Origin of the sequence: Comamonas sp. SCN 65-56, assembly GCF_001724135.1 — a bacterium.
Classification (GTDB): Bacteria; Pseudomonadota; Gammaproteobacteria; order Burkholderiales; family Burkholderiaceae_C; genus Comamonas_C.
This window is the reverse complement of the sequence record NZ_MEDS01000001.1, coordinates 15,391-40,080: the sequence shown is the minus strand read 5'-3', so window position 1 is coordinate 40,080 and position 24,690 is coordinate 15,391. Positions and strand designations below refer to the sequence as shown.

Genomic DNA, 24,690 nt, shown 5'->3' with positions numbered 1-24,690 from the left:
CATGAACGAAAGGCACAACCCATGTCTCTGCTCTCACGATTGCTCATCAGCGTGACGCTGGCGCTTGCCGTCATCCTCGTCGGCACGCTCGGCTGGAGCGTCACCGCCGCGCGCCAGTATCTTGATGGCCAGCTGGAGTCCGAGGGCGACAACGCCGCTTCGGCACTGGCGCTGTCGCTGTCACAGCCGGCCAACCAGGATGCGGTGACGCGCGAGCTGCTGATGATGGCCTTGTTCGATACCGGCAAGTTCGATGCCATTGCCTTCACCGACGTCGGTGGCAAACCGGTCTTCGAGCGCGAACAGGCTCCGCAGGCGCATTACAAGGGCCAGGCTCCGGCCTGGTTTGCCCAGCTTTTGCCCCTGAGCGCACCGCGTGCGCAGCGCGAGGTCAGCGACGGCTGGAAGCAGGTCGGCCAGCTCAGCCTCACCGTCAACAACGGCTATGCCTACGATGCGCTGTGGCACTCCAGCACCCGCATGGCCCTGCTGGTGCTGGTCGCCGGCCTGGCGTGGGCGCTGTTTGTCGCCGGTCTCATCCGCTGGTTTCGCCGCCTGCTGCGCCAGCAGGTCGAGGCGCAGGTGATGGCGATCGGCAAACAGGCCGCATCCAGTGACGCGCTCGGCACCGAGCCAGACACCGGCTCCGCGCAGGTGGCCGAGCTGGCCTCCGTCGTCAGCGCCATCCACGCGACGCGCGAGCGCGTGCGCGCTACCGCGCAAGAGCAAGGCGAACGCATTGAATCGCTGCAGCTGGAGCTGCACAGCGACCCGGTCACCGGCCTCGCCAATCGCCGCTATTTCATCAACGAACTGCGCCGTATGCTCGGCGCCCCGGCCGGCAGCGGAGGCAACGGCCACCTGATGCTGTTTCGCCAGCGCGACCTGCTGGCCGTCAACGCCCAGCTCAACCATGCCGGCGCGGACGCCTGGCTGGCCACGGTCGGCCAGCAGGTGAAAGCCGTGCTGGCAGGTGAAGGCAGCGCGGACCACCCGATCCAGTTGGCGCGCCTGAACGGCTCGGATTTCATCGTGCTCATCCCCCGGGTTGACGGGCTGCATGCGCTGACGCTGGTCGAGCGCATCCGCCAGACACTGGAGGGCCTGCGCGTGATGCTTGCCGATGCGCGCCGCTGCCGCTGGGCCTATGCGCTGACAGACTACACCAGCGGCAGTGCCGTCGGCGAGGTGCTGGCGCGGCTGGACCAGGCACTCATGCGCGCCGAAAGCGCAGGCCACGACGAGGTCGAGTTCCTGACCCAGGACGACGCGCAAACCGGCAAGCCTGTCGCGGCACAGGGCCAATGGCAGCAGATGCTGGAGCAGGCGCTTTCCACGCCCGGGGCGCTGTCGCTGCGCCTGCGCCCGCTGGCCCTGGATGGTCAGCGGCAGACGCTGCAGCAGGAAGCATCCCTCGCTCTGCACGCCGGCGATGGCTCGACGCTGGGCGGCGCCTTGTTCCTGCCGGTCGCGGTCCGCCTGGGACTCTCGGGTGCCTTCGACGCAGAGGCTATCAAGCTCGGTCTGGCCTGGCTTGCCGAGCATGCCGATGACGCCCTGGTGGTGCGCATCTCGCTGCCCTCGCTGGCGCAGCCCCGGTTCCAGCCACAGGTGCAATCCATCCTGCAAGCGGCAGCACCGCAAACCACCGCCCGGCTGGTGCTGGAGCTGGATGCCTATGCCTTGCAAACCGACGCGGAAGAGGTGGCTACGTTTGCGCGCGAGGTCACCGCCTGCGGCGCCGGGATGGCTTTGCGACGCCTGGACCAATCCCCGATGGCGCTGGCGCAACTGCATGCGCTGACGCTGCGTTATGTCAAGCTGGGCGGCGACTTTGCCGAACAGGCGCTGGCCAGCCCGGGCACACGCCAGTTGTTGATTGCCATGCTTGACACCGCCCGCGGCCTGCAGGTGCCGGCGCTGGTGCCGGCGCTGGTGGCGGCGGAGGCGGCGGTGCTGCTGCGCGAGCGCGGCGCCAACCTTTTGGTGGACGCGCCATGAAAGCCCCGTGCGAACACGCAACACAATACCCGCATAATGCTGCCCTTCGATAACCGCGCGCACCGCGCGCGCACCCAAGCCTGAAAGCACACCAAGGACCACCGGGATGTCACTGTTGGGCCATCTGTCGGTTGAAGAACTGGGGCATTTGCTGCAAACCATGCAGCGCTCGCTGCAGGTAGACAGCCACTACGCCCTGTTCAACTGGCTGCACAAGGACGTGCAGCGATTGATACCGCATGAGGTGGTCATTGCGGCATGGGGAGATTTTTCGCTCGGTCTGGTCTGCCACGATGTCGTGTCATCGCTGGCGGGCATGCGCACCCGAAGCTTCACCGACACCACTTTGCAGCCCTTCACCGGCTGGCTTTTCAAGCGCTGGACGGAGCACGGCTTCAAGCCCTTCATCAACGAGGCCTTCACCGAATCGGCCTTTCAGAGCCTGGAAGACGACAGCTCGATCCACACCTTCCAGGACATGCGCATCGGCCTGGTGCACGGGATCAAGGACCAGCGCGGCCGGCACGACTGCCTCTACGTGCTGCTGAGCGACGACGAGATCGTCGACCGCCACAAGGCACTGGAATCACTGCGCTTTCTTCTGCCCTACATCGACGCCGCGTTTCGCCAGATCGCGCACCTGCCGGGCCAATACTATGAACAACCCGCAGAGCGCGCTGCGGGCGGGAGCGCGGCACCCGAAGCGCAAGAAATCGACCCCTTGGTCGAAGAACTGAGTGCACGCGAGCTGGAAATCATGGACTGGGTGCGCCAGGGCAAGACCAACGCGGAAATCGGCGTCATCCTGGACATCAGCGCCTTCACGGTGAAAAACCACATGCAGCGCATCCTCAAGAAACTGGACGTCCTCAACCGCGCTCAAGCGGTAGCCAAGATGCGCCCCCAGACGCATCCAACGCACAAATAAAAACCCCGCCGGGTTCGGCGGGGTTTTTATCGCATCAGGTCGGCCGATCAGGCGGCCAAGGCGTCCGGGTCAGCCTTGGATTTGCGACGGGCCAAGCCCCCCAGACCCAAGGCCGAGAGGAACATCAGCGCAGCGCCCGGCAGCGGTGTGGGGATGAACGTGACCAAGTCCTGCATCTTGGGATCATCAGCATAGCCCAGCGTCACGACTCGGTAACCATTCCATACGGGAGCACTGGTATTCAAGGTATTCAACCAGCCCTGAGCCGTGGTGTATGCAGCGTTGCTGGACCCGACATAGCCACCAGTAGTCATGGGCGATGCCTGAAAATTGCCATCATCCAAATTCAGCGTCGAGTCACCACCCACAACCTCCCAGATGGCCAATTGCATGGCCGCTGAAGTAACCACGTTGGTTACTTGACTGCCAAAACGCGTGAACAGCTGCTCCAACCCGCTCACCCACGATGGCGTACTCGCGCCGGTGACTTCATTCACGTTGTAGTTGGCTGTGGCGCCCTTATGCAGTGCCACTTCAATGCACCAAGTGAGAATGTTCTGCCCCGCGGTAAACAGACTTGTCCCAGTGACGCTATTCACGAGCTCGGTATAGCCTCCAACCCACATCTGCGTCTCGGTGCCGCCAGGCGTGCGCAGCACCATCTCGGGTGCAGTGCCGTTGAAGACAGCGCCATTGTTGGTGAGGTTGACCGATGCCGCAAACACCTGCGGCGCAGCCATCGTGAAGGCTGCGGCAAAAAGCGAAGCAGCGATGGTCTTTTTGAACAATTGCATGATCCAACTCCCAACGGGGGTAAAGAAAAACTATGGCGTTATGCTAACCGAAAGCGTTTGACTACTGCAATGATCCTATTGGACTAAGCGCAAACCCTGATATTCCGCTTCCATCAGCGCGCAAAACGCTCAGGCCGCAGCCGGCATCTGCACCGACGACTTGCGACGGGCCAAGCCGCCCAAACCCAAGGCCGAGAGGAACATCAGCGCGGCGCCAGGCAGCGGCACTTCGGAAACGCTCACGAACGCCACCTGGTCTTGCGCCGTCTTGCTTTCCAGCTTGATCGCGCGGTAACCCGAATCCACCGTCGGCACCATTTTGTTCAGATTGTCCAGCCACGTTTGTGCTTGCGTGTAGGCACCGGTATTCGTACCACTGGTATTCGCAGTGAAAGAACCGGTCGCCAAACTGAAACCACCGCCTTTGGAACCCTGTGCCTCGTGCGTCACTTCCCACACTGCCAACTGCATCGCCGTCGAGGTGGTGTTGGTGATCGGACCGGTGATGAACTGGTTGAACAGTTTCTCGAGGTTGCTGAACCACGATGTTTCACCCGGGCCGTTCAGCGTATAGGTGTAGGTATTGCCGAAACTGATGCCTTGAGCCAACTCCACGCACCACGTGATGATGTCGCCACCCACCTTATAGGCAGACGCAACGAAACCTGCATCACTGCCTGCCTTGGCCGTGGCGTCGAACGCGCCGCCGTTGCCACTGTAGTGCTTGTCCGGGCTGGGCGTCGTGTCCGTCACGTTGACGGCCTTGCCCGCCGAACCGCCGCCGTAGTTCTCGAAACCGTTGAATTGCAAGGTCACGGTCGCTGCAGATGCCAGCGGCGCGGCAAGGGAGAAGGCGGCAACGCACAGGGTTGCGGCAAGGGTTTTGGCGGCCTGGTTCATCATTTGCTTCGCGCTCCTTGGGCGTGTTCGAGATTCAAAGTAAGTAAATGCTATCGATCTGAACAATTCTCCACAATGATCCTATCGGACTATCAGCATCGCAACAGCCCGGAGCGCGGGTGATTCCGGGTTTCAGCCGGCCGAATCCGTCGCTCCCAGCACCCCGAAATCCCTGCGATCGGCCAGCACCTCGCCCACCAGCATGGCATCGATCACGGGTACCTCGCCGCCAAAGCCGTAGACCAGTGCCATGTCGCACAGGATGTTGATGGAGCGCGGAACGCCGCCCGTGGCCTTGGCGATCAGGGCGATGGCGGCCTCGGTGAACAGGGGCTCATCGCGCCCGGCCACATGCAGGCGGTGCTGCACGTAGCGTGCCACTTCCTGCACCGTCAGCGGGGGAATGAAGAAATCCACCGCGATGCGCTGGGCAAACTGGTGCAACTCGGGGCGACGCAGCAGGTCGCGCAGCTGCGGCTGGCCTACCAGGATGACCTGCAGCAGCTGGTCCTTGTCGGCGTTGATGTTGGAGAGCATGCGCAGCGATTCGAGCGCACCGGCCGAGAGGTTCTGCGCTTCGTCCACGATCAGCACCGCGCGCCGGCCGGCGGCGTATTCGCTGATGAGAAAGCGCTGGAAGGCGTCGTAGCGCGCCACCGCCGACATGCCTTCGTAGGGCTGCCCAAACGCCAGCATGATCCATTCCAGCAGATCGGCAATCTCCTGGTGGGTGTTGTAGACCAGCCCTACCGTGAGCTCCTCGCCCAGGGTGTTGAGCAGATGGCGGATCAGCGTCGTCTTGCCGCAGCCGATCTCGCCACAGATGACGGAAAAGCCCGCGCGGTTCTGGATGCCGTACTGCAGCATGGTGAACGCCAGCGCGTGGCGCTTGCTGAAATACAGAAACTCCGGATCGGGCTGGATGGAGAAGGGTTTCTCGCGCAGCCCGTAGTACGCCTCATACATGGATGGTCAGATTCCGGCCAGCGCCTTCTTGGCGGCATCGGCCTCGGCAAACGGCGCACCCTTGGCCGCCAGGTCCAGCGCCTGCTGCAAGGCCTGGCGCGCGCCTTCCTTGTTGCCCTGCGCCAGCAGATTCATGCCCAGGTGGTAATGCAGCACCGGCAGGCCAGGCATGGCCTTGGCGGCATCGCGCAAGGGGCCGGCGGCCTCGGCATAGCGCTTCATGCGGTAGGCCGTCCAGCCCACCGTATCCTTGAACTGCGGCACGCTGCTGGCGCGCAGGCCCTGCGCCAGCTCGTAGGCGCGCTTGTAATCGGCCTCGGTGCTGCGCGCATCCGCCAGCAGACCGGCGAGGTTGTTGATCACCACCTCGGCGTTCGGGCGGTCCTTGTGCAGCTGCTCGTACAGGGTGATGGCCTGCTCCGGCTGGTGGCGCTGCTCCATCAGGCTGGCGCGCGCCAGGCGCAGGCTGAAATCGCCGGGTATCTGCTGCAGGCCTTTTTGCAGCAAGGCGTCGGCCTCATCCAGCTTTTGCGCGCTTGTCAAGAGGCCAAGCTGGCCCAGATAGGCCTGCGCGTTCTTGGGATCGCGCTGCAGCACGGCGTCAAAACCCGCCTGCGCGGCCTCGGCGTCACCCGCCTGCGCCGCCAGGCGTGCCTGCAGCAGGCGAGCGCCCAGATTGTCGGGCGAGGCGGCCAACACCGATTGCAGAAAGGCCTGGGCTTCCTTGAGCTTGCCGGCGCGCAGGTAGCTGCCCACCAGCGCCACCATGGGCTGCGTCTCTTCGGGCGAGAGCTCGTAGGCCTTTTTGTAGGCGGCAATGCTGCTGTCGAACTGGTTGCGCGCCATGTCCACCGCGCCCTGCAACTGGTTGGCCGCAACGGCCTGGTTGCCCAGCTTGGCCACCACGTCCGCCACCTTCTGCGCCGCCACCAGGTCGCCGCTGTTCAGGTAAGACTGCGCCAGCAGCTGGTAGGCCGGCAGATAGGTGGGGTCGGCCTGCAGCGTCTCGCGCAGCGCCGGCTCCACCAGCCGCGCCTTGCCCGCGCGCATGAGGAATTCCGCATACGGCATGGCGAATATCGGCGCGAACTTGCCCTCTTGCGCGGCACGCGCATATTCCTCTTGCGCCAGGTCCTTGGAGCCCTGCATTTCCAGCGCCCGGCCCAGCATGGCGTGCGCCTGCGCCGACGAGGGCGTATCGCGCAAAATGGTGCGCAAGTCAGCCACGGCGTCGTCCAGCCGGCGCTCATCCAGCGCCACGCCGGCGCGCAGCAGCAGGCCTTGCTCATTGCGCGCGTCGGCCTCCAGAATTTCGGCGATCAGGGCATTGGCCTCAGGCTTCTTGCCACTGCCGAGCAAGTCCGCCGCCAGCGCGGCACGCGCGCGCAGGCCAGCCGGCTCCTTGCCCGCCTCGTCCGCCACCTCTTTCCACAGTGCACGCGCCGCATCCATCTGCTTTTGCTGCTGGCGCAGACCGGCCAGCATCAGCTTGAGGTCCCAGGCCTTGGGGTCGGCCTTGATGAAGGCTTGCAGCTCTGTGGCGGCGGCACCCGGGCCCTTGAGCTGGCCGATGAAGCGCACCAGATCGAGTTTGGCCTCGGCATCGCTCGGCTGGGCCTTGACGGTGTCGCGGTAGGTCGCCTCGGCCTGCTCGGGCTTGCCGTGCTTCATGAAGAACTGCGCCAGCATATGCCGCAGCACCTTGTTGTCGGGGTAGAACCCGATGAGCTTGCGGAAGATGGCCTCGGCATTATCGAGCTTGGAGAGCTTCTCCAGCGCCTGGATCTTGATGAGCTGCAGCGCCACGTCCTTTTCGTTCTTCTCCAGCGCCCGGTCCAGGTATTTGAGCGTGTCTTCGCCGTGCCCGTCGAGCAGGCTTTGCGAAGCCAGCACCACCAGCGCATCCACCTGCCCGGGCTCGCGCTTGAGCGCCTGGTTGGCCAGATCGACCGCCGCCTTGTGGTCGCCCAGCTTGAACATCACCGCCGCGCGCAAGGCCAGGGTGTCGGCGCTCTCGGGCTCAAGCTTGCTGGCGGCATCGCTCACCGCCAGCGCCTTGTCCACCTGCCCCGCTGCCAGCAGCAGTTTGGCCAGCTTGAGCTGCGCCGGCAGATTCTTGGGATCAAGCTCCACCACCTTGCTCAGCAGGCCGTAGGCGCGATTCCAGTCGCTGCCACGCTCGGCGATCAGCGCCATGCCATACAGCGATGGCACGTTGTTCGGCGCAATCTGCAGCGCGTTCTGGAATTCCAGCCGCGCCTTCACCAGATCGGATTGCTCCAGGTACGACTGGCCCTTCTTGGCGAACGAGGCGACTTTCTCTTCCGGCGACGAACAGGCTGCCAGCCCCAGGCTGAGCGCCAGCACCAGCGCAGTGGCGGCGGTTCTGGGCCAGGCAGCCCTCGGCGATGGATTGGATTGCTGCATCGTGCTTCCCCTCAGCCCGGTTGGATAGGGCTCAAAATTCATCAAATTCATAGCTGCTCGCGCACGCCAGTCATGCGTCAAAGGCCAATTTGACCCAAAAATCACTTCGGCACATAAGGCCCAAGCAACGGCACCGCCAGCCGGGCAAAGGCCGTCAGCCGGGCATCGGCCGCGCCGGCAGGCTCGCCCGGGCGCATCGGCGTCACCATGCGGACCAGCGCGCCATCGGTGCGATTGCGCAAGATGGCGTCTTCCAGCAGATACCACTTCATCAGGTACTCGTTGGAGATGCGCCGTCCACGCTGCTCGAACCAGTAATACACCAGCTGGTGCATATTGTCCTTGGAGATCACCACCCGCACCACCTCCAGCGGCGTGCCGTCGTTCAAGCCCACCTTGTGATCACTGATGCCCGAAATCACCCAGCCACCGCCTGGTATGCATACCTGCGGCGAATGCGGCGACACGCCCTTGCGCTGCGAGGCGTAATAGGCGGTGTAGAAATTGACCACGTCACCGGCCTCGTCGCGGTAATCGGCCAGCACGTAGTCGCTGAAACCCAGCGCCTGCTCCACCTCGATGGACAGCGAGGATTCCGTCGCACGCCAGTTGCCCAGCTCCAGCGGGAAGGTGGCCAGGTTGGCGCGCAGCGGCCGCACCTCCTCGCGCCCGCCCACGGCCAGTGCCGCAGCCCAGCCCGCCACCAGCAGCACCAGCGCCGCCACCAGCGGGCGCGACCAACGCGCGCTGAACACCCCGCTGGGCGTGGCCACCGGCGGCAGCGGAATCTGTTGCTGCACCTCCATGAAGCTGCGCTTGAGCGTGAAGCGCTCGATCACCCAGATCTCTGCCATCAGCACCAGCTGGCAGACCAGGAAGATCACCCAGCCCTCGAAGTAATGCAGAAAACCATCCGCCATGCCGTTGCCCCAGCGCGCCACCAGCACGCCCACCATGGCAATGCGTGCACTGTTGGTGAGCACCGTGATCGGAATCGCCGAGAGAAACACCAGCACCCGCCAGACCATTTTGGCCGGGTAGATGTAGGCCATCAGAAAGCTCAGGGAGAGCAGCGGGTACAGGTAGCGCAGCCCGCTGCAAGCCTCCACCACTTGCAGCTTGTAGTTGCCCAGGTCGATGACGTTGCCTTCCAGGTACACCGCGTAACCCAGCGCGCGCAGCAGCCCCACGCCCATGCTGGACGACAGCAGCTGCAGCCGCCAGGAAATCTGCGAATCGATGAAATACGGCAGCGGAATGGCAAACAGCAGAAAGGCGATCGGCAGCCAGCTCACGCGCAGCAGCGACACCCCGCCATAGCACAGCACCAGCCCCACCAGCGCCAGCAAAAAGCCGAACTGCACCGCCAGAAACAGCGCCGTCACCTCCCCCAGCACCAGCAGCAGCGCCGCCACCAAGAGCAGCACCAGCCCCCAGGCCGAAGGCGCGCCGCGGCTCTTCTTGAGCACATCACGTCGATACCACAGCAGAAAAAGCGAAATCAGCGGCAGGAAGAAGCCATGGCTGTACTCCTCCTGCTTGTACCAGCGCCCCACCAGCTCAGACAAGCCGCCCCAGAACGCAACAATGGCCAGCAGCACGCCCAGCAGCAGCAATTGCTCGTTGCGGGCCAGTCGGAAGGTGAAGCGCACGGGAAGGGGCTCCTCAAAAAAGTGGGACGATGCTATCAGCCCTGTCAGCCATGCACCGCATCAGCCGCCGGGCGTGGTGCGGCCATAGCTGTCCTCGAAGCGCACGATGTCGTCCTCGCCCAGGTAGCTGCCGGACTGCACCTCGATCATCTCCAGCGCCAGTTTGCCCGGGTTGGTCAGCCGGTGCGTGCGCCCGACGGGGATGAAGGTGGATTCGTTCTCGTTGAGCAAAAAGGTTTCATCGCCGCGCGTCACCTGCGCCACGCCGCGCACCACCACCCAATGCTCGGCCCGGTGGTGGTGCATCTGCAGGCTCAGGCTCGCGCCCGGACGCACTACGATGCGCTTGACCTGAAAGCGCTCTCCGGCATCGATGCTGTCGTACCAGCCCCAGGGCCGGTGCACCTTGCGGTGGCTGCCTGCCTCGCCGCGCCCCTGCGTCCTGAGCAGCTCCACCACCTTTTTCACGTCCTGCGTGCAGCGCTTGTCGGCCACCAGCACGGCGTCGGGCGTCTCCACCACCACCAGATCCTGCACACCCACCGTCGCCACCAGGCGCGACTGGGAAAACAGCAAACTGGCACGCGTATCCACCGCCAGCGTTTGCCCGGCCGCCGCATTGCCCTCAGCATCGTGGGGCAGCACCTCCCACAGCGCATCCCACGAGCCCAGATCCGACCAGCGCGCATCCAGCGGCACCACGCAGGCCGGCATCCCCAGGTCTGCACGGCCTGGCAGATGCTCCATCACCGCATAGTCGATCGAATCCGCTGGGCAGGCGGCAAAGGCGGCCTCTGCCGGGCGGATGAAATCCAGATCCCGGCTCGCGCCCTGCACCGCCGCCTGGCAGGCCGCCAGCATCGCCGGCTGCAACAGCCCCAGCGCCTTGAGCCACAGGTCCGCACGCACCATGAACATGCCGCTGTTCCACAAATGCTCGCCCCCGGCCAGATACGCCTGCGCGCGCTCCAGGCCGGGCTTCTCGGCAAAGCTGTCGATCGCATACCCGCCGCCCCCGGCCAGCGCGGCGCCCTTGCGGATATAGCCATAGCCCGTCTCGGGCCGGTCCGGCACCACGCCAAAGGTCACCATCGCACCCTCGCAGGCCAGCGGCCATGCCGCCGCCAGCGCCGCATGCAGGCGCTGCACATCGCCCACCACATGGTCCGCCGGCATCGCCAGCAGCACGCCATCCGCGGGCGCCGCCAGCGCCGCCAGCGTCAGCGCCGGCGCGGTATTGCGGCCCACCGGCTCCAGCACCAGCTGCGCCGCGGCAAAACCGGCGTCCTGCAATTGCTGCGCGGCCAGAAAACGGTGGGCGTTGTTGCACACCACCAACGGCTGCCCCCGGGCAATCTGCGCCGACAGCCCATCGAGCCGCCGCGCCGTCTCCTGCAGCATCGAGCCGCCATCGCCCTGCAGCGCCAGAAACTGCTTGGGATAGGCCTCGCGCGAAAGCGGCACAAGCGCGTGCCCGAGCCTCCGCAGAGGATCACAGGCGTCAGAACAAGGGAAGAAGTCATGGATCAGCAAGAGCACCGGGGCGGCAGCATGCACGCCTTGCCCGGCAAACCGTGGTTTTTATCACGCTTGCAGCGCGCTATCGATAGTCCGAATGGCGTTGCACGCGCCAAATGGCGCCGCGGTCAGCGTGACGGTGCAGCAAACCACCAGCCCATTCCCCTTCTCCGCAGCCACTGCGCCAGCCACAACGGCGCCAGCAGCCCTACCAGACAGCCAGCCATCAAATGCGACGCAAGATCCTGTACACCCAAGCCAAATTGCAACGCTATGCGCACACCGCTGCCAGCGAGCACGTGCATCAGATAGATCGGCAACGAATACTCCCCAAGTTGCTGGAGCAAGCGCAGCCGACGTCCCGCCTCTGGCCTGCGCCCTTGCAGCCATTTCGCCCCCCACATCACCGTCGCCGATCCGGCCACTGCCGCCAGCCAGACCACCCAGCGCTCATCGGCCAGCAAACCGGCATCGCGAGCCAATTGCAAAGCGACCATCGATCCAACCGCCAGGCCGAGCCAACGCAGTGTCCGCGCTCCATCGCGCACCGCGACCGACCACAACGCTCCCAACGCGAAAAAGCCGAAATACCCAGCCACATAACGCGTCGCGGCCGTGCCGCCCATCCAAGATGAAAGCGACAGCACCAAGAGCCCCACGCCGACCAGCACCACCGCCCGTCCCCGCCTGCTCCCCCCCCGGAGCGACATCCACAGTAACGCCGCGCACACGCTGCAAAAAAACAGTGCATACAAAAACCAGAACTGCGCACGCGGCGCCCACAACAGTGCCAACACTTCAGACCAGGTCGCCTTCGAGTTCGTATATGCAGACAGCAGCACCTCAATTCCACCCTGAAGCAGCGACCACAGCACATAGGGATACACCAACGTACTCACTTTGCCTTCCACATAGCGCAAAGCACCGCGTTTCTCAATGGATTCGAAAAAGAAAAGACCCGCCAGCAGAAAGAACAACGGCATGTGAAAGCCGTAAATCACCCCATCCAACCACACAAGAAAAGATGGATCGGAAACCAACCCCGCATTGACGAGCCCGCGCGCCACGTGCCCGTAAACCACCAGAATGATCCCGATGCCCTTGGCGTAATCCACCCACTGCAAGCGCTGCTCCATCGCCATCCCCAGTTATTTCCCGCGCCCGCGCCGCCCCAGCGCGTGCAGCGCCAGCCCCAGCAGCGCCCAGCCGTCGCCCCAATAGCGCTTGAAAAGCGCCGGCTCCTGCCGGATGCGCCACAACCACTCCAGCCCCCAGCGCTGCCAGGCCAGCGGCGCGCGCTGCACCGTGCCGGCAACAAAATTCACCACCGCGCCCAGGTGGCTGAGCACCGGCACCGTCAGCTGCGCCCGGTTGTGCATGATCCAGGCCTGCCCTTTCTTGGCACCCAGGGCGACCACCAACAAATCCGCCCCGCTGGCATTGATGGCGGCAATCACCTCGGGCGTGGACATTTCCTCGATCGTGCCAAACCCCGGCCCATGCGCGCCCACGCCCTGCATGAAACCCGCCTCAGCATTGAGCACCGCGCAAGCCGCCTCGGCCACGCCCGGCGGGCCGCCAAAAAAATACACCTTGATCGGCCGCCCGAGCAGCGCCTGCCCCGCGCCCGCGCGTAGGCGCTCGAACAGCGTCGAGCCCGCCACCCGCTCGGGCAGCGGCGTGCCCTGCAGGCGCGCCAGCCACAGCACCGGCATGCCATCGGCCACGCTCAGGTCGCTCTCAAGCACCGATTGGCGAAAGGCGCCATCGCGCTGCGCCGCGACAAGGAAATTGAGATTGGGCGTGGACAAGAACAAGCGTTGACCATCGCGCATCGCCGCGCACAGCCGTTCGACGGCGCCTGCGGTATCGACCACGTCGAAGGGCAGCCCCGCCACCGTGACGCAATGCCGCGCGCGCGGCGCCTCAGAGTGCGGGGAAGCCGGGGGGATGAATGGGGCAGCCATCATTGCGTCAGAAGATCCACGTAGGTTTGGTAGCTGTAGTTGCGATTTTTTTCTGCCCCGTGACCTCCAGCACGATGCCCAGCTGCTCCAGCACCCGCACCGCCGCGTTGGCGGTCGGGAACGTGGTGTGCAACTGCTGGCGCGCACGCTCCACGGTGAAGTGCGGCATCAGCGGCAGCAACTCGAACAGCCGGTAGCTGGCCGGGTTGGCTTTGGGCGATTGCAGCAGCCTACGGCGATCGGCAGCGATCAGGCTGGCAATGGCGATGATGCTTTTTTCCGCCTCTGCCGCAGCAACGGCCACGCCCTCCAGAAAAAACGCCACCCATGATTCCCAATCGCCCTCGGCGCGAATCGCCGACAGGCGGCGGTAGTACTCCGCCTGGTGTTGTTTGAGATACCCGCTGACGTACAGCAGCGGCTGTTCCAGCAAGCCCCAATGCTCCAGCAACGCCGCAATCAGCAGGCGCCCGATGCGTCCGTTGCCATCCAGAAACGGATGGATGGTTTCGAATTGCGCGTGAATCAGCGCGGTCTTGACCAAAGGCGGAAGCTCATTCGCTTGCGTATGGACGAATTGCTCCAAATCCGATAGCAGCTGCGGCACACGCTCCGGCGGTGGCGGCACGAAAGCGGCATTGCCCGGCCGCGTGCCGCCAATCCAGTTCTGCGAGCGCCTTAATTCACCAGGCTGCTTGCCCACGCCACGCGCACCATCTAGGAGGCTATCGGACTTGGAAATCGTCGGCTGCAAATCGGCCGCATCGGCCCATTTTTCACCGTCTTTTTACCCAATAGCTCGGCTATTGGGCTGCAAATCCGGCGAAAACTGTGCTCGCTGGGGTCGATTCTCGCTTTCGACGCTCCAAGTCCGACAGCCTCCTAGCAACAACCGATGCGCACCGCACAGCAGGCGAACGCTGATCGGCAGCCCTTGGGGGTCATGCAGCTGCTCGCGCACCAGCCGCAGCGCACGCAGATAGTTGACCACCTCGGCCACGTCGTCGGTGTTGCTGACTTTGAGGCCCGCCTCCTCGTCGAACAGGTCGGTCAGCGTGGCTTGCGTGCCTTCGATCTGGGAGGTCAGCAAGGCCTCCTTGCGCACGGCGCTGTAGAGCAGCCAATCGACCGATGGCACCAAACCCGACACGCCGGACAAACGGGCCAACGCCAGCTCCGCCTGCTGATTCAGAAGGGCGAACGACGCCGTTGCCAACGCAGGAACCACAGGCGGCAGTGGATGCGGCACAAAGGCGCGCACTGCTTCGCCCAAGGTCGTGGAGGTCACGTAGACGCCGGTGCTGCGGTTCATTGAAAGTACATTTTCATTGCGAGTCGTCAAATTAAAACATGTTTTAATTTGATTCGGTTAGGGCAACTTGTTGGTCACCTGTTCGAAGCCACACCCAATAACGCACCCATTTGCACCCATTCACCACAGCGGCAGAAACAGCTTGAGCGGTTGGTCAGCGCCGGGGATAAACCCATAGCGTTGGTAAAAACGCGCAACCGCTTCGTTCTTGGCATCCACAAACAAACCCGCACTGCCGACGGCCTGCGCCGCTGTGCGGGCACGGTTCACGGCATCGGCCAGCAGCAACTGGCCCAGCCCCTGTCCCTGCGTGTCGGCTCGCGTAGCCAAACAGCCCAGGCGCGTGACCGGAATTTGGCGCGGGTAGCGTTTGGCCTGCTTCGCGGGTAGATCGTCGGTCAGCACGAAAGCCGAGCTCAGCGCGTAAAAGCCCAGGATGCTGCTGGCATCAAGCATGAAACCGGACTGCGCCCACGACTGCAGCTCCGCCTCATCGGCAGGCACGGCAACGAAGCTGCGGGAAATTCCCTTGACCTGATGCTGCAGCGCGGTCTGCTGCAACCAGGTGTTGAGCACCTCGACGCCGCAATCAAACCCGCTTCGGTCGTGGTGCCCAGTCAATGGTTCCAGTCTGATCATTGCGTCGCGCGGCGAAGTTTTCGAGGGCCGCTTTCAGCGCGGCATTGGGCGGCAGCGGCTTGTCCAGCGCCGCCAGAAACGCCGCCATGTCACGGGCGGAAAGGCGAATGACGCGCTCTTGCTCGATGATGCGTTCAGCCTCGCGCAAGGCCGTCTGCACGACAAATTGGTTCAGGGTCGCCCCGGTCAGACTGGCGGCCGTCTCCAGGGTCTTCTGCACCGCCATCGGTACACGGGCCGTGATGCGGCCACGGTCAAGCGTTGAAGTGGTCATGTTCAGGCTCCATCCATTCAACGGCACAAGTTTAGCGTGATGGTGGCAAATTGTCACCAACCCCGCTCCATCCAGCCATCATTGCGTCAACATGCCCCCCAACGGAATGCGCCCCACCTGGCATCAAGCAAGATTGACTCATCAGACGTTGATAGACAGTCTGCGTCACTTGTACTAACATCAAGCCCTTGTATGTGCAGAGGTGCTTGCCATGTCCGTTGTCACAACCGCTCGCTCGTCCCGGCTTGGACTGCGGGCAACCCCTCAGCAGGAGGCAGTCCTGCGCCGCGCCGCCGATGTTGCACACAAATCGCTCACCGATTTCATCCTGGATGCCGCTTGCCGCGCCGCCGAACAGGCGCTGCTCGACCAGCGGCTGCTCATGGTGTCTGGCAGCCAGTACCAGGCGCTGCTGGAAATGCTGGATCGGCCGGAATCTGACAATCCCGGCTTGACCGATCTGTTCTCCCGCAGTCCGGTCTGGGTCAAGAAGTGACTCTGTCGGAGCCGCAACCGCTTGAAGCGAGTCATCGGCTGGAAGAGTTCGACTGCGGGAAACCGGCCCTCACCGAATGGTTGCTGCGCCACGCGCGCCAAGCGCAAGGGAGCGGTTCTGCGAGAACCTTTGTGTCCTGTGATGGCGAGCGTGTCGCAGGCTACTACAGCTTGACTGTTGGCCAGATCGACACACTGGAGGTTCCCGAGCGGGTTCGCCGTGGCATGGGCCAGTATCCAATCCCGCTGATCATCCTGGCTCGATTGGCCATTGACCTCAACTACCAAAAGCGTGGGCTGGGTTTCAGCCTTTTGCAGAATGCCATCCAGCGCGCCATCGCCGTCGCCAGGAATGCTGGTATCCGGGCGCTGCTCACCCACCCCCTCGATGCAGAGGCGCAGGCGTTCTACCAGCGTTTCGGTTTTGAGCCGACCCCAGAGAACGAGCAGCAGATGATTCTTCTGCTCAAGGACGCGCGGCGTCTCATTGGAATGTCGCATTGAGCCAAGCAACACCGACCACCATGGCCGACACGCTGGCACGCATCATCAGCCGGGAAGCCACGCACCAAACCTGACATCCCCCGCCCCCCGGGTTGGCAGTGGCAGCTCACTCCCTATCCGTGCGCACCCACTCCTTTTGCCTTTTCCCCTTGAACAGATAGCCCGCATACAGCGGCAACTTGCCCAGCACATACAAAGGCACGCACAGCAGATCGCGCGCCGACACCACGGCGCGCCCCCAGCCCCACCAGGCCATGGCCATGGCCAGCGCAAACAGCGCCGCGCACGCCAGCGCAGCCCACGGCGGCGCCCAGCCCAACCCCAGCAGCGCCGCCACCAGCGCCAGCGCATTCACCGCCAGCAGCAGCAACACCAGCAGCGCCAGCGGCGGCACCGCCAAATCCAGCGCCAGTGCCAGCAAGCGTCCGTCGCGCCGCGCGATGGCCTGCCCCAGCAGGCGCGGCACGTGGCGCACGATCATGCCCAGATGGCCATGTTCCCAGCGGCGGCGCTGGCTTTGCACGGCCGACGCCGCATCGGGGAACTCGCTGCTGACCAGCACCTGCGGGCAAAACAGCGGCGGCGTGCCCGTCAGGGCCAGCGCCATGCCCAGCTGCATGTCCTCCACCAGCTCGCCACTGGCCAAGGGCATCTGCCGTGCCATGGCCCAGGGAAAGGCCATGCCCGTTCCCATCAACTGGCATGGCCAGCCCATGGCCAACGCGCCCAGCGGCCGCGCCCAGTTCTTCACCCGCCAGGCAAACGCCGCCACACGCAGCTTCAGCCCCGCCCCCCCGGGTGCATGCATCAGGTCCAGCGCCTGCACCGGCCTGCCCTGCGCCAGCGCCAGCCGCGCCAGGCCGTGCAGGCCGCCGACGGTGGCCACCGTGCAGTCGGCATCAATGATCAAGAGCGCATCGGGCGCCTGCTCCAGTGCCGCCAGATGGCGCACCCCATGATCGAGCGCATAACCCTTGCCACGGCGCTGCGCGTCAAAACGCTCGACCACCTGCGCACCCGCCTCGCGCGCGAGGCGCGCGGTGTCGTCGCTGCAGTTGTCGGCAACGACGCAAAGCACGTCGTGCGGCGTCAGCGCAGCGCGCAGCCGCTGCACCGTCCGGGCGATCACCACCGCCTCGTCATGCGCGGGCACCAGCACCGCGATGCGGGGCGCCTGACCCTCGGGCGCACTTGGCATCTGCAGCGGCAGGCCATCAGAGCGCCGGGGCCAGGCCGCGCCCACCTGCAACGCCAGCACCAGCACGGGCAGCGCCACCAGTGCAAGCAGCAGCCAGAGCAGCACGGAGAGCACCCCGGTCACCACCGCACCGCCACTGGCCAGCACAGCGGCATTTCACCCGCACCTTGGCAGGCGACAACACTCCCGACCCTTGCGGAGTGATCAAAAAAACAGGGTGTTTTCATCCAACCATTCCCGCCCGCAGCAACCGCCATAGGATAGCGGAGCACGGAGATTTTTCAGTGCTGGAGCACGCCGCGATGAACGATCTACAAGGGCTTCCCCACGTTAGCTGCTACAGGCTGCACTTGCACATTCGTACGAAATAACGTACGCTACGCGCTCCCAGCACCTTGGAGCACCGCCATGGCCACACTCACTGCAAGCGAAGCTCGCGCTAATCTGTACCGCCTTATAGATCAGACGGCACAGTCACATCGCCCGATCCTTATCTCTGGCAAACGCAGCAATGCCGTGCTGGTCGCTGAGGAGGATTGGACTGCCATTCAAGAGACACTCTTCTTGCTCTCTGTTCCCGGCATGCGTGACTCCATCAAGGCTGGAATGGTGGAGCCTGTTGACTCCTGCACAACGGAGCTTGACTGGTGATTTGGCGTGTCGTCTTCACCAAGCAGGCTCAGAAAGACGCACGCAACCTTGCTTCTTCGGGGCTCAAGGACAAGGCTCAGACACTGCTCAACATCGTTACAGAAAATCCTTTCCAGAATCCACCACCTTACGAAAAGCTTGTGGGTGATTTAGCTGGTGCCTACTCCAGGCGCATCAATATCCAACATCGACTCATTTATGAGGTGCTGCAATCAGAACACGTTGTCAAAGTGCTGCGCATGTGGACACACTACGAGTAGCAGCCAACAATTCATTCAAACCGACGCCGCTTCACGGCACGGCTTGGCTCAAGCAAAGCGCTTCACCGCATCTGCCCGGGCTGGTGCGCGCGAAACAAGGTCAGCAGCTTGGCAGCCTCGGTATCCACATCATGGCGCTGCAACACGCGCTCGCGCGCTGCATCGCCCATGGCTTGCAGCTCATCCGGGGGCGCCGCCAGGCAGGCCTGCATGGCATCGGCCAGCGCATCCACATCACCGGCCGGGAACAGCCAGCCCGTGCGCCCCGGTTGCACCAGTTCGGGAATGCCAGCCACATAGGTGCTGAGCACCGGGCGGCGCAGTGCCATCGCCTCCATGATCACCACGGGAAGCCCCTCAGCAAAACTGGGCAGCACCAGCGCGCGGGCATTGAGCAACTCGTCGCGCACCTGACCTGACGCGATCCAGCCGGTGATGCGCACCTGCGCCTGCAGGCCGTGGCGCGCCATCTCGGCCTCCACCTGCGGGCGCATTTCGCCGTCGCCCGCCAGCACCAGCTCGCAAACCACGCCGCGTTGTTTCAGCAGCGCCAGCGCCTGCACCAGCAGCAGCTGGCCTTTTTGCTCGCATAACCGCCCGACGCATACCAGGCGCGGCGCCTGCGGCACGGGCTGCGCAGGCACGCTGTGAAACGCCTGATCCAGCCCGCAATGCACGACCTGCACCTTGCCCCATTGATCGACCGGCAGCCAGCGGTAGAGCTGGCTGCGTCCATACGAGCTGATGGCCACGACAAAGCGCGCCGCCTGCATCTTGGCGGCCAGGTGCAGCGCCTGGGGTTTGTCGAACTCCTCCGGCCCATGCACGGTAAAGCTGTAGCCCGGCCCGCCCAGCGCATGCGCCAGCATCACCACCTCGGCGGAATTGGTGCCAAAGTGCGCGTGTACGTGCTGCGCGCCCGCATCAACCAGCCACAGGTAAAGCTGGCAGGCCTCTGCCAGGTACACCAGATGCAAGGGCAAAGGCCGATCCGCACGACGGCCCATGCGCAGTGCCAGCATGAAGGCACGGCCCAAGCAGCGCGGACGCGCGATCGCCGCCCGCAAGCTGGCCCGCACCAAACCCATCAAACCGCCACGCAAGAGGTAGCGCGTGCGCGGCAGCTCAGCCGCATCTTCCGGGTCGGCCACGGCATCGGCCCAGCCGCGCAACGCAAAACGCTTCACCTGCACGCCCTGGCGCTCAAGCGCCAGGATTTCACGGCGGATGAAGCTGTGGCTGACCTTGGGGTATTGGTTGATGAAGTAGGCGATGCGCAACTTGCGCGCAGCCAAAATACCTTGCTGGTCAAGGGGTGGCGCAAGGTCAGGGCGGGTCTGCTGGAGCATATTTCAATAACGCGTTTGATGTCTTGAGTTTAACGTCTGACGTTATAAAATGGCGCCATGATTCAAAGCTTCAGATGCGCGGATACCGAAGCTCTTTTCGCGGGCGCATCAGTAGCCCGGTTTGCCAATTTGCGCACCGTTGCGGAGCGTAAGCTGCAGATGCTGCACCGCGCAACGCAACTGCAAGACCTGCGCATCCCGCCCAACAACCAGCTGGAGGCTTTGAAAGGCGACCGCAAGGGGCAGCACAGCATTCGCATCAACGCCCAATGGCGCCTGTGCTTTGTCTTGACAGGCAGCCATGCCGAACAGGTCGAAATCATCGATTACCACTGAAGGAGCAAGAACATGACGCCCAACGGAATGCGCCCCATCCACCCCGGTGAAGTGCTGCGCGAGGAGTTTCTCGCCCCCATGGGGATCAGCGCACACGCACTTGCCATCGCGCTGCAAGTGCCCGCGCCGCGCATCAACGACATTGTGCGCGAGCGTCGCGCCGTCACGGTGGACACCGCCCTGCGCCTGGCCAAATACTTTGGCGTCAGCGCCGAATTCTGGATGGGGCTGCAAACCGACTTCGACATGGCCACGGCGCGCGCCACCATGGCCGACGCGCTGGCACGCATCACCAGCAGGGAAGCTGCGCATCAGGCCTGACAGCATCACCCGAATCTCCTCGGATGGGCGAGGGTGACCTCGACAGGAGTGCGCCATTGATTTGCACAACGGAATGCATGCACGCTGGATTCAACGAGCCTCGCAAACTGAGCTGGCAAGCCTCGGCCAGCGACACCAGATGCAAGGGCAAGGGCCGCTCGGCGCGCAAGGATATGGCAACTATCGTGAAAGGTTCAACACATGGCGCTCGATGAACGCATCAACAAGCCCGGCCCAGTGCTGCCGGTCATGAATGGCCTGTTCGGCCGATTTCTGCGATTGCGCGACGGCGCGCAGGCTGGCTGCTTCTTCATACATGCGCCGCGCCAAATCGGCGAATCCCGCCACATCACCAGGCTCGCACTCCAACACGGCGGCTCGCCCCTCGACATATTCACGCGTGGCGTGGGCACGCGTCGTGGCCAGCGGCAGCCCGAGCAGCTTGGCGCTCACCAGCGTGATCTGGCCGCAGCAGGTTTCCCGGCTGAGCAGTGGCACCAGCACGCCGCAACTGTCACGCGCGATCGCCCAGGTCTGTGCCAGCGGAATATTGGTCAGCACCGTGACGTTATCGGGCACCTGCAAGCCCGCCAGGCTTTGCGGGCGCGCCACCACCACCACCCTCATCGCCGGGCCCAGCCTGCGCGCCACCTGCATCAGCAAGGCGAAGTCCCGCCCCTCGCCGCCTATGGCGCACAGATAGGGGCTGACTTCATTCAAGCCCGTTTCGGCCTGCACCGGCGGCGGCCCTTGCGTCCAGATCACCGACTGAAAGCGCTCGCGCTCGATTCCGAAGTGCTCGGCATACAGTCCCTGTTCGTAACGCGAGAACACCACCATTTGGTCCACGTGCCGCAACGCGCCTCGCAGATACTGCAGGCGTCTGCCCATCGGCAACCGCGTGAAATTGAAGGCAAAACCCAGGTGCGGTACATCCCCGCGCAGACGCAGCAAATGCGCTACCGCCGCAGTCATCAAGGGCAGATGCGAAATGACAAAGCTGCCCGGCCCAGCGCGCAGCGCGGCCTGCGCCGCAGCGCGGTAACGCGACAGCCGCACGCCCCGAATGCCGCGCTCCAGCGCATTGGCGGGTTGCCCGCTCAAACCGACCCAGCGCAGCGCATGGCGCGTTCGCAACTGCGTGAACGCGTCATCGGCCGGACTCAGGTCGGGCACGTTAATGGCGGTCAACCCCTGCGACACGCTAGTCATGGTTTTACTTCCAACAGCGCGAGGCATTGGGTCATTTGTATTCAATGATGTGCTGGCGCCGGTGCATCAACCGGTTCCAGGCAAATTGCACGATACCCGCCGCCTCGGCAAATTTGCCGGCGACCAGGAAAAAAGCGCGCTCTGCCCCGCCCCCTCTTCGCATCAGCCGCAACACCTGCGCCGGGTAAAGCAGCAGCAGCCACATCGCCCCCGCCCCCACCCACCCTGCCGCCAGCACGATGGCAATCGGCAGAGCCAGACCCCAGGCCAGGGCGCGCCGCGTCTCCTGCACCCAATGGCGCTCGGGCGGGCCGCCGTGCAGCCAAGAGCCTTGCGCAAACGCATAGCCGCCGCGCACGCTGCGCCGCCACCACTGGCGCCAATGCAGCATGGCGGCGTCGTGCAGCGCCATTTCAGCATCCAGTCGGTGAATCTTCCAGCCCGCTGCGCGCAGGCGCACGCACAGTTCGGGCTCTTCGCCAGCGATCAGATCGTCGCGAAAGCCGCCCACCGTGGCCAAGGCGGAGACGCGCATCATGGCGTCACCTCCGCAGGCTTTGGCATCGCCTATCGGGGTATTCCATTCGATATCACACAACCGGTTGTAAACCGACTTTTCAGGAAAGCGCTCACGCCGACGGCCACAAACCACTGCATAGCGCGCATGCCCTGGCGATGTCAAAAAATCGAGTGCGGCGTGCAGCCAACCCGCTGCCATCTCGCAGTCGCCATCGACAAACTGCACGAACTGCACACCATGGCTGAGCGCACGCAAGGCCTCAAAACCCGCATTGCGCGCCCGCGCAGCGGTGAACGGAACCGCCATGTCCAGCGCCACCACCGTCGCCCCCAGGCTGCGCGCCAGCGCCACGGAACCATCGATGGAGCCGGAATCGACATACACCACGGCGCGCCCAGCGCCCAGCACGGACCGCAGGCATACGCGCAGGCGCTCGCCCTCGTTGCGGCCAATCACTACGATACCGATAGCTGGTTGCTCTTTATTCATGGGCGTTAGAGCCTGAAATAGCTGCTTGAATTTTTATTGTACTCGCCACGGCGACGCATCCGCCGACACCGCAGCATTGCCACCAATCACCGCATAACCAAGCGAGCGCTTGGTCACTCACACCGCTCATCAGTGCCCCCATCACAAAATCCTGTACGAGGTTTGATGACTGCAGGTACACCATAGGCCACATGGTTATCCGGCACATCGCGCAGCACAACGGCATTGGCGCCAATCACCACATTGTTGCCAATGCGGATATTGCCGAGCACCTTGGCGCCAGCCCCGATATCCACGTTATTGCCGATTTGCGGTGCACAAGGCTCGTCAACCCGACGCAGCCCCACCACCACCCCGTTGCGAATGCGGCAATCATCACCAAAACTGGCATAGCCGCTGATGACAATGCCGCCGAAGTGATCGATGACGAAATTTTTCCCAACCACCACTTCGCATGGCAACTCAATGCCAGTGAGAATTTGAACGCCTTTGAACAGTATTTTGTAAATCAGCGAAAACAATTTGCGCAACAGCGCAGGTTTGACCTGATACCGCCAGCGGCCAAAGCGATATACCAGCATCACCCAAAATCCTTGGGCGCTAAGTCGTCTCTGATATGATAAATAATCAGCCTTTATATAGTCAAACACTTTGCATATACCCTTGGGTGCAATTTATTAAAATGAAAATTTTACACATAATCAAGTTACATACCATAAATCAACATCACATTCAAAATATTTTAACTTGATATTTCAAACATTCAAAGTGCGTTTTATAAAATACTCGCGATCTCTATGCATTCCCGCATGGGTTTTATTTTTTACAGATTCAAGCGCAGCAAGCCCCATAACACTCTTCAATTTCGGATTTTCCAAAGCGAACAACAACACGCGAACAAGATCCCGAGGATCATTTTTTCTAAAAATTAATGAATTATTTTCGTCAACAACATCCAAGACCCCTGATGCATCAGAACCGATAACAGGAACTCCTTGGCTGAACGCATCAAATATTACTCTAGGTTGTTCGTCGCTTATGATCGGCACCAAGAGATAGTCGTACTCTCTTATTAAATCATAAAATTCTCGCCCATAATCAACTGGATGTCTAAAATCCAAATCAATACCCCCGGCATAAGAATCAACAAAATCACTGCAATGACGAGATAATGGCCCATCCCCCATTATTGTCAAATGTATTTTGTTTTTTTCAATATCGATCATCGATACCGCATCCAACAAATTAAATACGCCTTTGGATTCAACCATTCGCGAAGGGAAAATGATTTTTATTGCATTGGCATATGTATTTGTATTATGTTTATTTTCCAAAACACTCAACGGAATAGTTAAATCATCATCCACCCAACAAGCCGGATTGATCATGACACCATCTTTTGGAGATTTTTTAAAAAAATAGTCCCTGTAATATGTTTGCGTGAAAATTCTCGCATCAGCAAGACGCAAACATAAGCCAAGAAGAATTTTGTGCGAATAATGTTCAACCAATCGCCTCGCAGTTTTCTTTTCCCACGATCCCAACATCCAAAAAGATGATTCAATAACAATCACCCATTTGAATTTTAAAAACAGTTTCAAAGGTAATATGTAAAAAGACAAAGGAAAAACCCATCCAGCACCACCGGAATGCACTATACATGCCACTCGAACCGCTTTAAAAACACTCAGAAAATTAGGAAAAAAATTACTCAATACCGATCTCAACCCACGATCTAATTCAAGTTTATAAATTCTATCAATTTTCAAAAAATCAACCAACTCAAGATCATCCACTTTATTTGACGAAACGATAGGGCAGCATATATTGAAATTTGAAATATAATCCAAATGTAATCTCAGGTCTTTCACCCAAAGTTTTCCGCCGAAAATTTCTCCTTTTTCATTTATCGTTAGCGGGATCCTGGAAAATAACATATAAGTCTTATCTATCATGAATTTGCAACCCCGATTTCGA

26 protein-coding genes are annotated in these 24,690 nt (G+C 62.3%); 8 read left to right on the top strand and 18 right to left on the bottom strand.

Features of this window, described 5'->3' with window-relative positions; all coding sequences use genetic code 11:
• Window positions 1-21: 21 nt before the first annotated feature.
• Together ABS45_RS00210 and epsA are read left to right on the top strand one after the other, a co-directional pair.
• Window positions 22-2,001, top strand: a complete 1,980-nt coding sequence (locus tag ABS45_RS00210; RefSeq protein ID WP_291551596.1) for a LapD/MoxY N-terminal periplasmic domain-containing protein — start codon at window positions 22-24, stop codon at window positions 1,999-2,001.
• Between the two features lie 106 nt (window positions 2,002-2,107).
• Entirely contained in the window at window positions 2,108-2,929 is an 822-nt protein-coding gene (gene epsA / locus ABS45_RS00205; RefSeq protein ID WP_291551594.1) for an XrtB/PEP-CTERM-associated transcriptional regulator EpsA, read from the top strand.
• A 47-nt stretch (window positions 2,930-2,976) separates the two neighbouring features.
• Here epsA and ABS45_RS00200 read toward each other — a convergent pair whose 3' ends face one another.
• The 12 genes from ABS45_RS00200 to ABS45_RS00145 all read right to left on the bottom strand — a co-directional run bounded on the left by ABS45_RS00200 (window position 2,977) and on the right by ABS45_RS00145 (window position 15,378).
• Window positions 2,977-3,723 carry a hypothetical protein gene (locus tag ABS45_RS00200; protein WP_291551593.1) on the bottom strand — a complete coding sequence of 249 codons (747 nt, stop codon included), beginning with the start codon at window positions 3,721-3,723 and terminating at the stop codon, window positions 2,977-2,979.
• A gap of 129 nt (window positions 3,724-3,852) precedes the next feature.
• Window positions 3,853-4,626 carry a hypothetical protein gene (locus ABS45_RS00195; RefSeq protein WP_291551590.1) on the bottom strand — a complete coding sequence of 258 codons (774 nt, stop codon included), beginning with the start codon at window positions 4,624-4,626 and terminating at the stop codon, window positions 3,853-3,855.
• Between the two features lie 129 nt (window positions 4,627-4,755).
• Entirely contained in the window at window positions 4,756-5,589 is an 834-nt protein-coding gene (locus ABS45_RS00190; protein ID WP_291551588.1) for an AAA family ATPase, read from the bottom strand.
• A 6-nt stretch (window positions 5,590-5,595) separates the two neighbouring features.
• Window positions 5,596-8,016: a tetratricopeptide repeat protein gene (locus tag ABS45_RS00185; protein ID WP_291551586.1), complete on the bottom strand. Its 2,421-nt coding sequence runs from the start codon at window positions 8,014-8,016 to the stop codon at window positions 5,596-5,598.
• Between the two features lie 101 nt (window positions 8,017-8,117).
• On the bottom strand, window positions 8,118-9,668 hold the full coding sequence (gene xrtD / locus ABS45_RS00180; protein WP_291551584.1) for a VPLPA-CTERM-specific exosortase XrtD: 1,551 nt from the start codon (window positions 9,666-9,668) through the stop codon (window positions 8,118-8,120).
• Window positions 9,669-9,728: 60 nt separating this feature from the next.
• Window positions 9,729-11,132, bottom strand: coding sequence for a mannose-1-phosphate guanylyltransferase/mannose-6-phosphate isomerase (locus ABS45_RS00175; RefSeq protein WP_366246525.1), 1,404 nt, complete (start codon window positions 11,130-11,132; stop codon window positions 9,729-9,731).
• 182 nt (window positions 11,133-11,314) lie between these two features.
• A complete protein-coding gene (locus tag ABS45_RS00170; RefSeq protein WP_291551582.1) occupies window positions 11,315-12,322 on the bottom strand; it encodes an acyltransferase in 1,008 nt (335 codons plus the stop codon).
• A gap of 12 nt (window positions 12,323-12,334) precedes the next feature.
• A complete protein-coding gene (locus tag ABS45_RS00165) occupies window positions 12,335-13,156 on the bottom strand; it encodes a WecB/TagA/CpsF family glycosyltransferase (protein WP_366246523.1) in 822 nt (273 codons plus the stop codon).
• A 4-nt stretch (window positions 13,157-13,160) separates the two neighbouring features.
• Entirely contained in the window at window positions 13,161-13,856 is a 696-nt protein-coding gene (locus tag ABS45_RS00160) for a Fic family protein (RefSeq protein WP_291551579.1), read from the bottom strand.
• A gap of 84 nt (window positions 13,857-13,940) precedes the next feature.
• Complete coding sequence (locus ABS45_RS00155) at window positions 13,941-14,465, bottom strand: Fic/DOC family N-terminal domain-containing protein (RefSeq protein WP_291551577.1); 525 nt, start codon at window positions 14,463-14,465, stop codon at window positions 13,941-13,943.
• A gap of 120 nt (window positions 14,466-14,585) precedes the next feature.
• Window positions 14,586-15,086, bottom strand: coding sequence for a GNAT family N-acetyltransferase (locus ABS45_RS00150; RefSeq protein ID WP_291551574.1), 501 nt, complete (start codon window positions 15,084-15,086; stop codon window positions 14,586-14,588).
• Window positions 15,055-15,378 (bottom strand): DUF1778 domain-containing protein, encoded by a 324-nt coding sequence (locus tag ABS45_RS00145; protein WP_291551572.1) that lies wholly within the window; start codon window positions 15,376-15,378, stop codon window positions 15,055-15,057. Before ABS45_RS00145 ends, ABS45_RS00150 begins: the two co-directional genes overlap by 32 nt.
• Before the next feature lie 211 nt (window positions 15,379-15,589).
• On the opposite strand from ABS45_RS00145, the gene ABS45_RS00140 reads away from it, so the two are divergent.
• Window positions 15,590-15,874 carry a DUF1778 domain-containing protein gene (locus ABS45_RS00140; protein ID WP_291551569.1) on the top strand — a complete coding sequence of 95 codons (285 nt, stop codon included), beginning with the start codon at window positions 15,590-15,592 and terminating at the stop codon, window positions 15,872-15,874.
• Window positions 15,871-16,377 (top strand): GNAT family N-acetyltransferase, encoded by a 507-nt coding sequence (locus ABS45_RS00135; RefSeq protein WP_291551567.1) that lies wholly within the window; start codon window positions 15,871-15,873, stop codon window positions 16,375-16,377. Before ABS45_RS00140 ends, ABS45_RS00135 begins: the two co-directional genes overlap by 4 nt.
• Window positions 16,378-16,483: 106 nt before the next feature.
• On the opposite strand, the gene ABS45_RS00130 is transcribed toward ABS45_RS00135, so the two are convergent.
• A complete protein-coding gene (locus ABS45_RS00130) occupies window positions 16,484-17,722 on the bottom strand; it encodes a glycosyltransferase family 2 protein (protein WP_291551565.1) in 1,239 nt (412 codons plus the stop codon).
• Window positions 17,723-17,983: 261 nt separating this feature from the next.
• On the opposite strand from ABS45_RS00130, the gene ABS45_RS00125 reads away from it, so the two are divergent.
• Together ABS45_RS00125 and ABS45_RS00120 are read left to right on the top strand one after the other, a co-directional pair.
• Window positions 17,984-18,226 carry a type II toxin-antitoxin system Phd/YefM family antitoxin gene (locus ABS45_RS00125; RefSeq protein ID WP_291551561.1) on the top strand — a complete coding sequence of 81 codons (243 nt, stop codon included), beginning with the start codon at window positions 17,984-17,986 and terminating at the stop codon, window positions 18,224-18,226.
• Window positions 18,223-18,486 (top strand): Txe/YoeB family addiction module toxin, encoded by a 264-nt coding sequence (locus ABS45_RS00120; protein ID WP_291551558.1) that lies wholly within the window; start codon window positions 18,223-18,225, stop codon window positions 18,484-18,486. Before ABS45_RS00125 ends, ABS45_RS00120 begins: the two co-directional genes overlap by 4 nt.
• 62 nt (window positions 18,487-18,548) lie before the next feature.
• Here the strand turns inward: ABS45_RS00120 and ABS45_RS00115 are convergent, their stop codons facing one another.
• On the bottom strand, window positions 18,549-19,766 hold the full coding sequence (locus tag ABS45_RS00115; protein WP_291552111.1) for a glycosyltransferase: 1,218 nt from the start codon (window positions 19,764-19,766) through the stop codon (window positions 18,549-18,551).
• Window positions 19,767-19,892: 126 nt separating this feature from the next.
• Between ABS45_RS00115 and ABS45_RS00110 the strand changes: the two genes are divergently transcribed.
• Entirely contained in the window at window positions 19,893-20,171 is a 279-nt protein-coding gene (locus ABS45_RS00110; RefSeq protein ID WP_291551555.1) for a type II toxin-antitoxin system RelE/ParE family toxin, read from the top strand.
• 12 nt (window positions 20,172-20,183) lie between these two features.
• Window positions 20,184-20,492 (top strand): HigA family addiction module antitoxin, encoded by a 309-nt coding sequence (locus tag ABS45_RS00105; protein WP_291551552.1) that lies wholly within the window; start codon window positions 20,184-20,186, stop codon window positions 20,490-20,492.
• 180 nt (window positions 20,493-20,672) lie between these two features.
• Here the strand turns inward: ABS45_RS00105 and ABS45_RS00100 are convergent, their stop codons facing one another.
• The 4 genes from ABS45_RS00100 to ABS45_RS00085 form a co-directional block, all read right to left on the bottom strand.
• Window positions 20,673-21,704 (bottom strand): hypothetical protein, encoded by a 1,032-nt coding sequence (locus tag ABS45_RS00100; RefSeq protein WP_291551549.1) that lies wholly within the window; start codon window positions 21,702-21,704, stop codon window positions 20,673-20,675.
• Between the two features lie 31 nt (window positions 21,705-21,735).
• Window positions 21,736-22,713, bottom strand: a complete 978-nt coding sequence (locus ABS45_RS00095; RefSeq protein ID WP_291551547.1) for a glycosyltransferase — start codon at window positions 22,711-22,713, stop codon at window positions 21,736-21,738.
• 113 nt (window positions 22,714-22,826) lie between these two features.
• Window positions 22,827-23,294, bottom strand: coding sequence for a serine acetyltransferase (locus ABS45_RS00090; protein WP_291551544.1), 468 nt, complete (start codon window positions 23,292-23,294; stop codon window positions 22,827-22,829).
• 174 nt (window positions 23,295-23,468) lie between these two features.
• Entirely contained in the window at window positions 23,469-24,668 is a 1,200-nt protein-coding gene (locus ABS45_RS00085; RefSeq protein ID WP_291551541.1) for a glycosyltransferase, read from the bottom strand.
• Window positions 24,669-24,690: the final 22 nt, after the last annotated feature.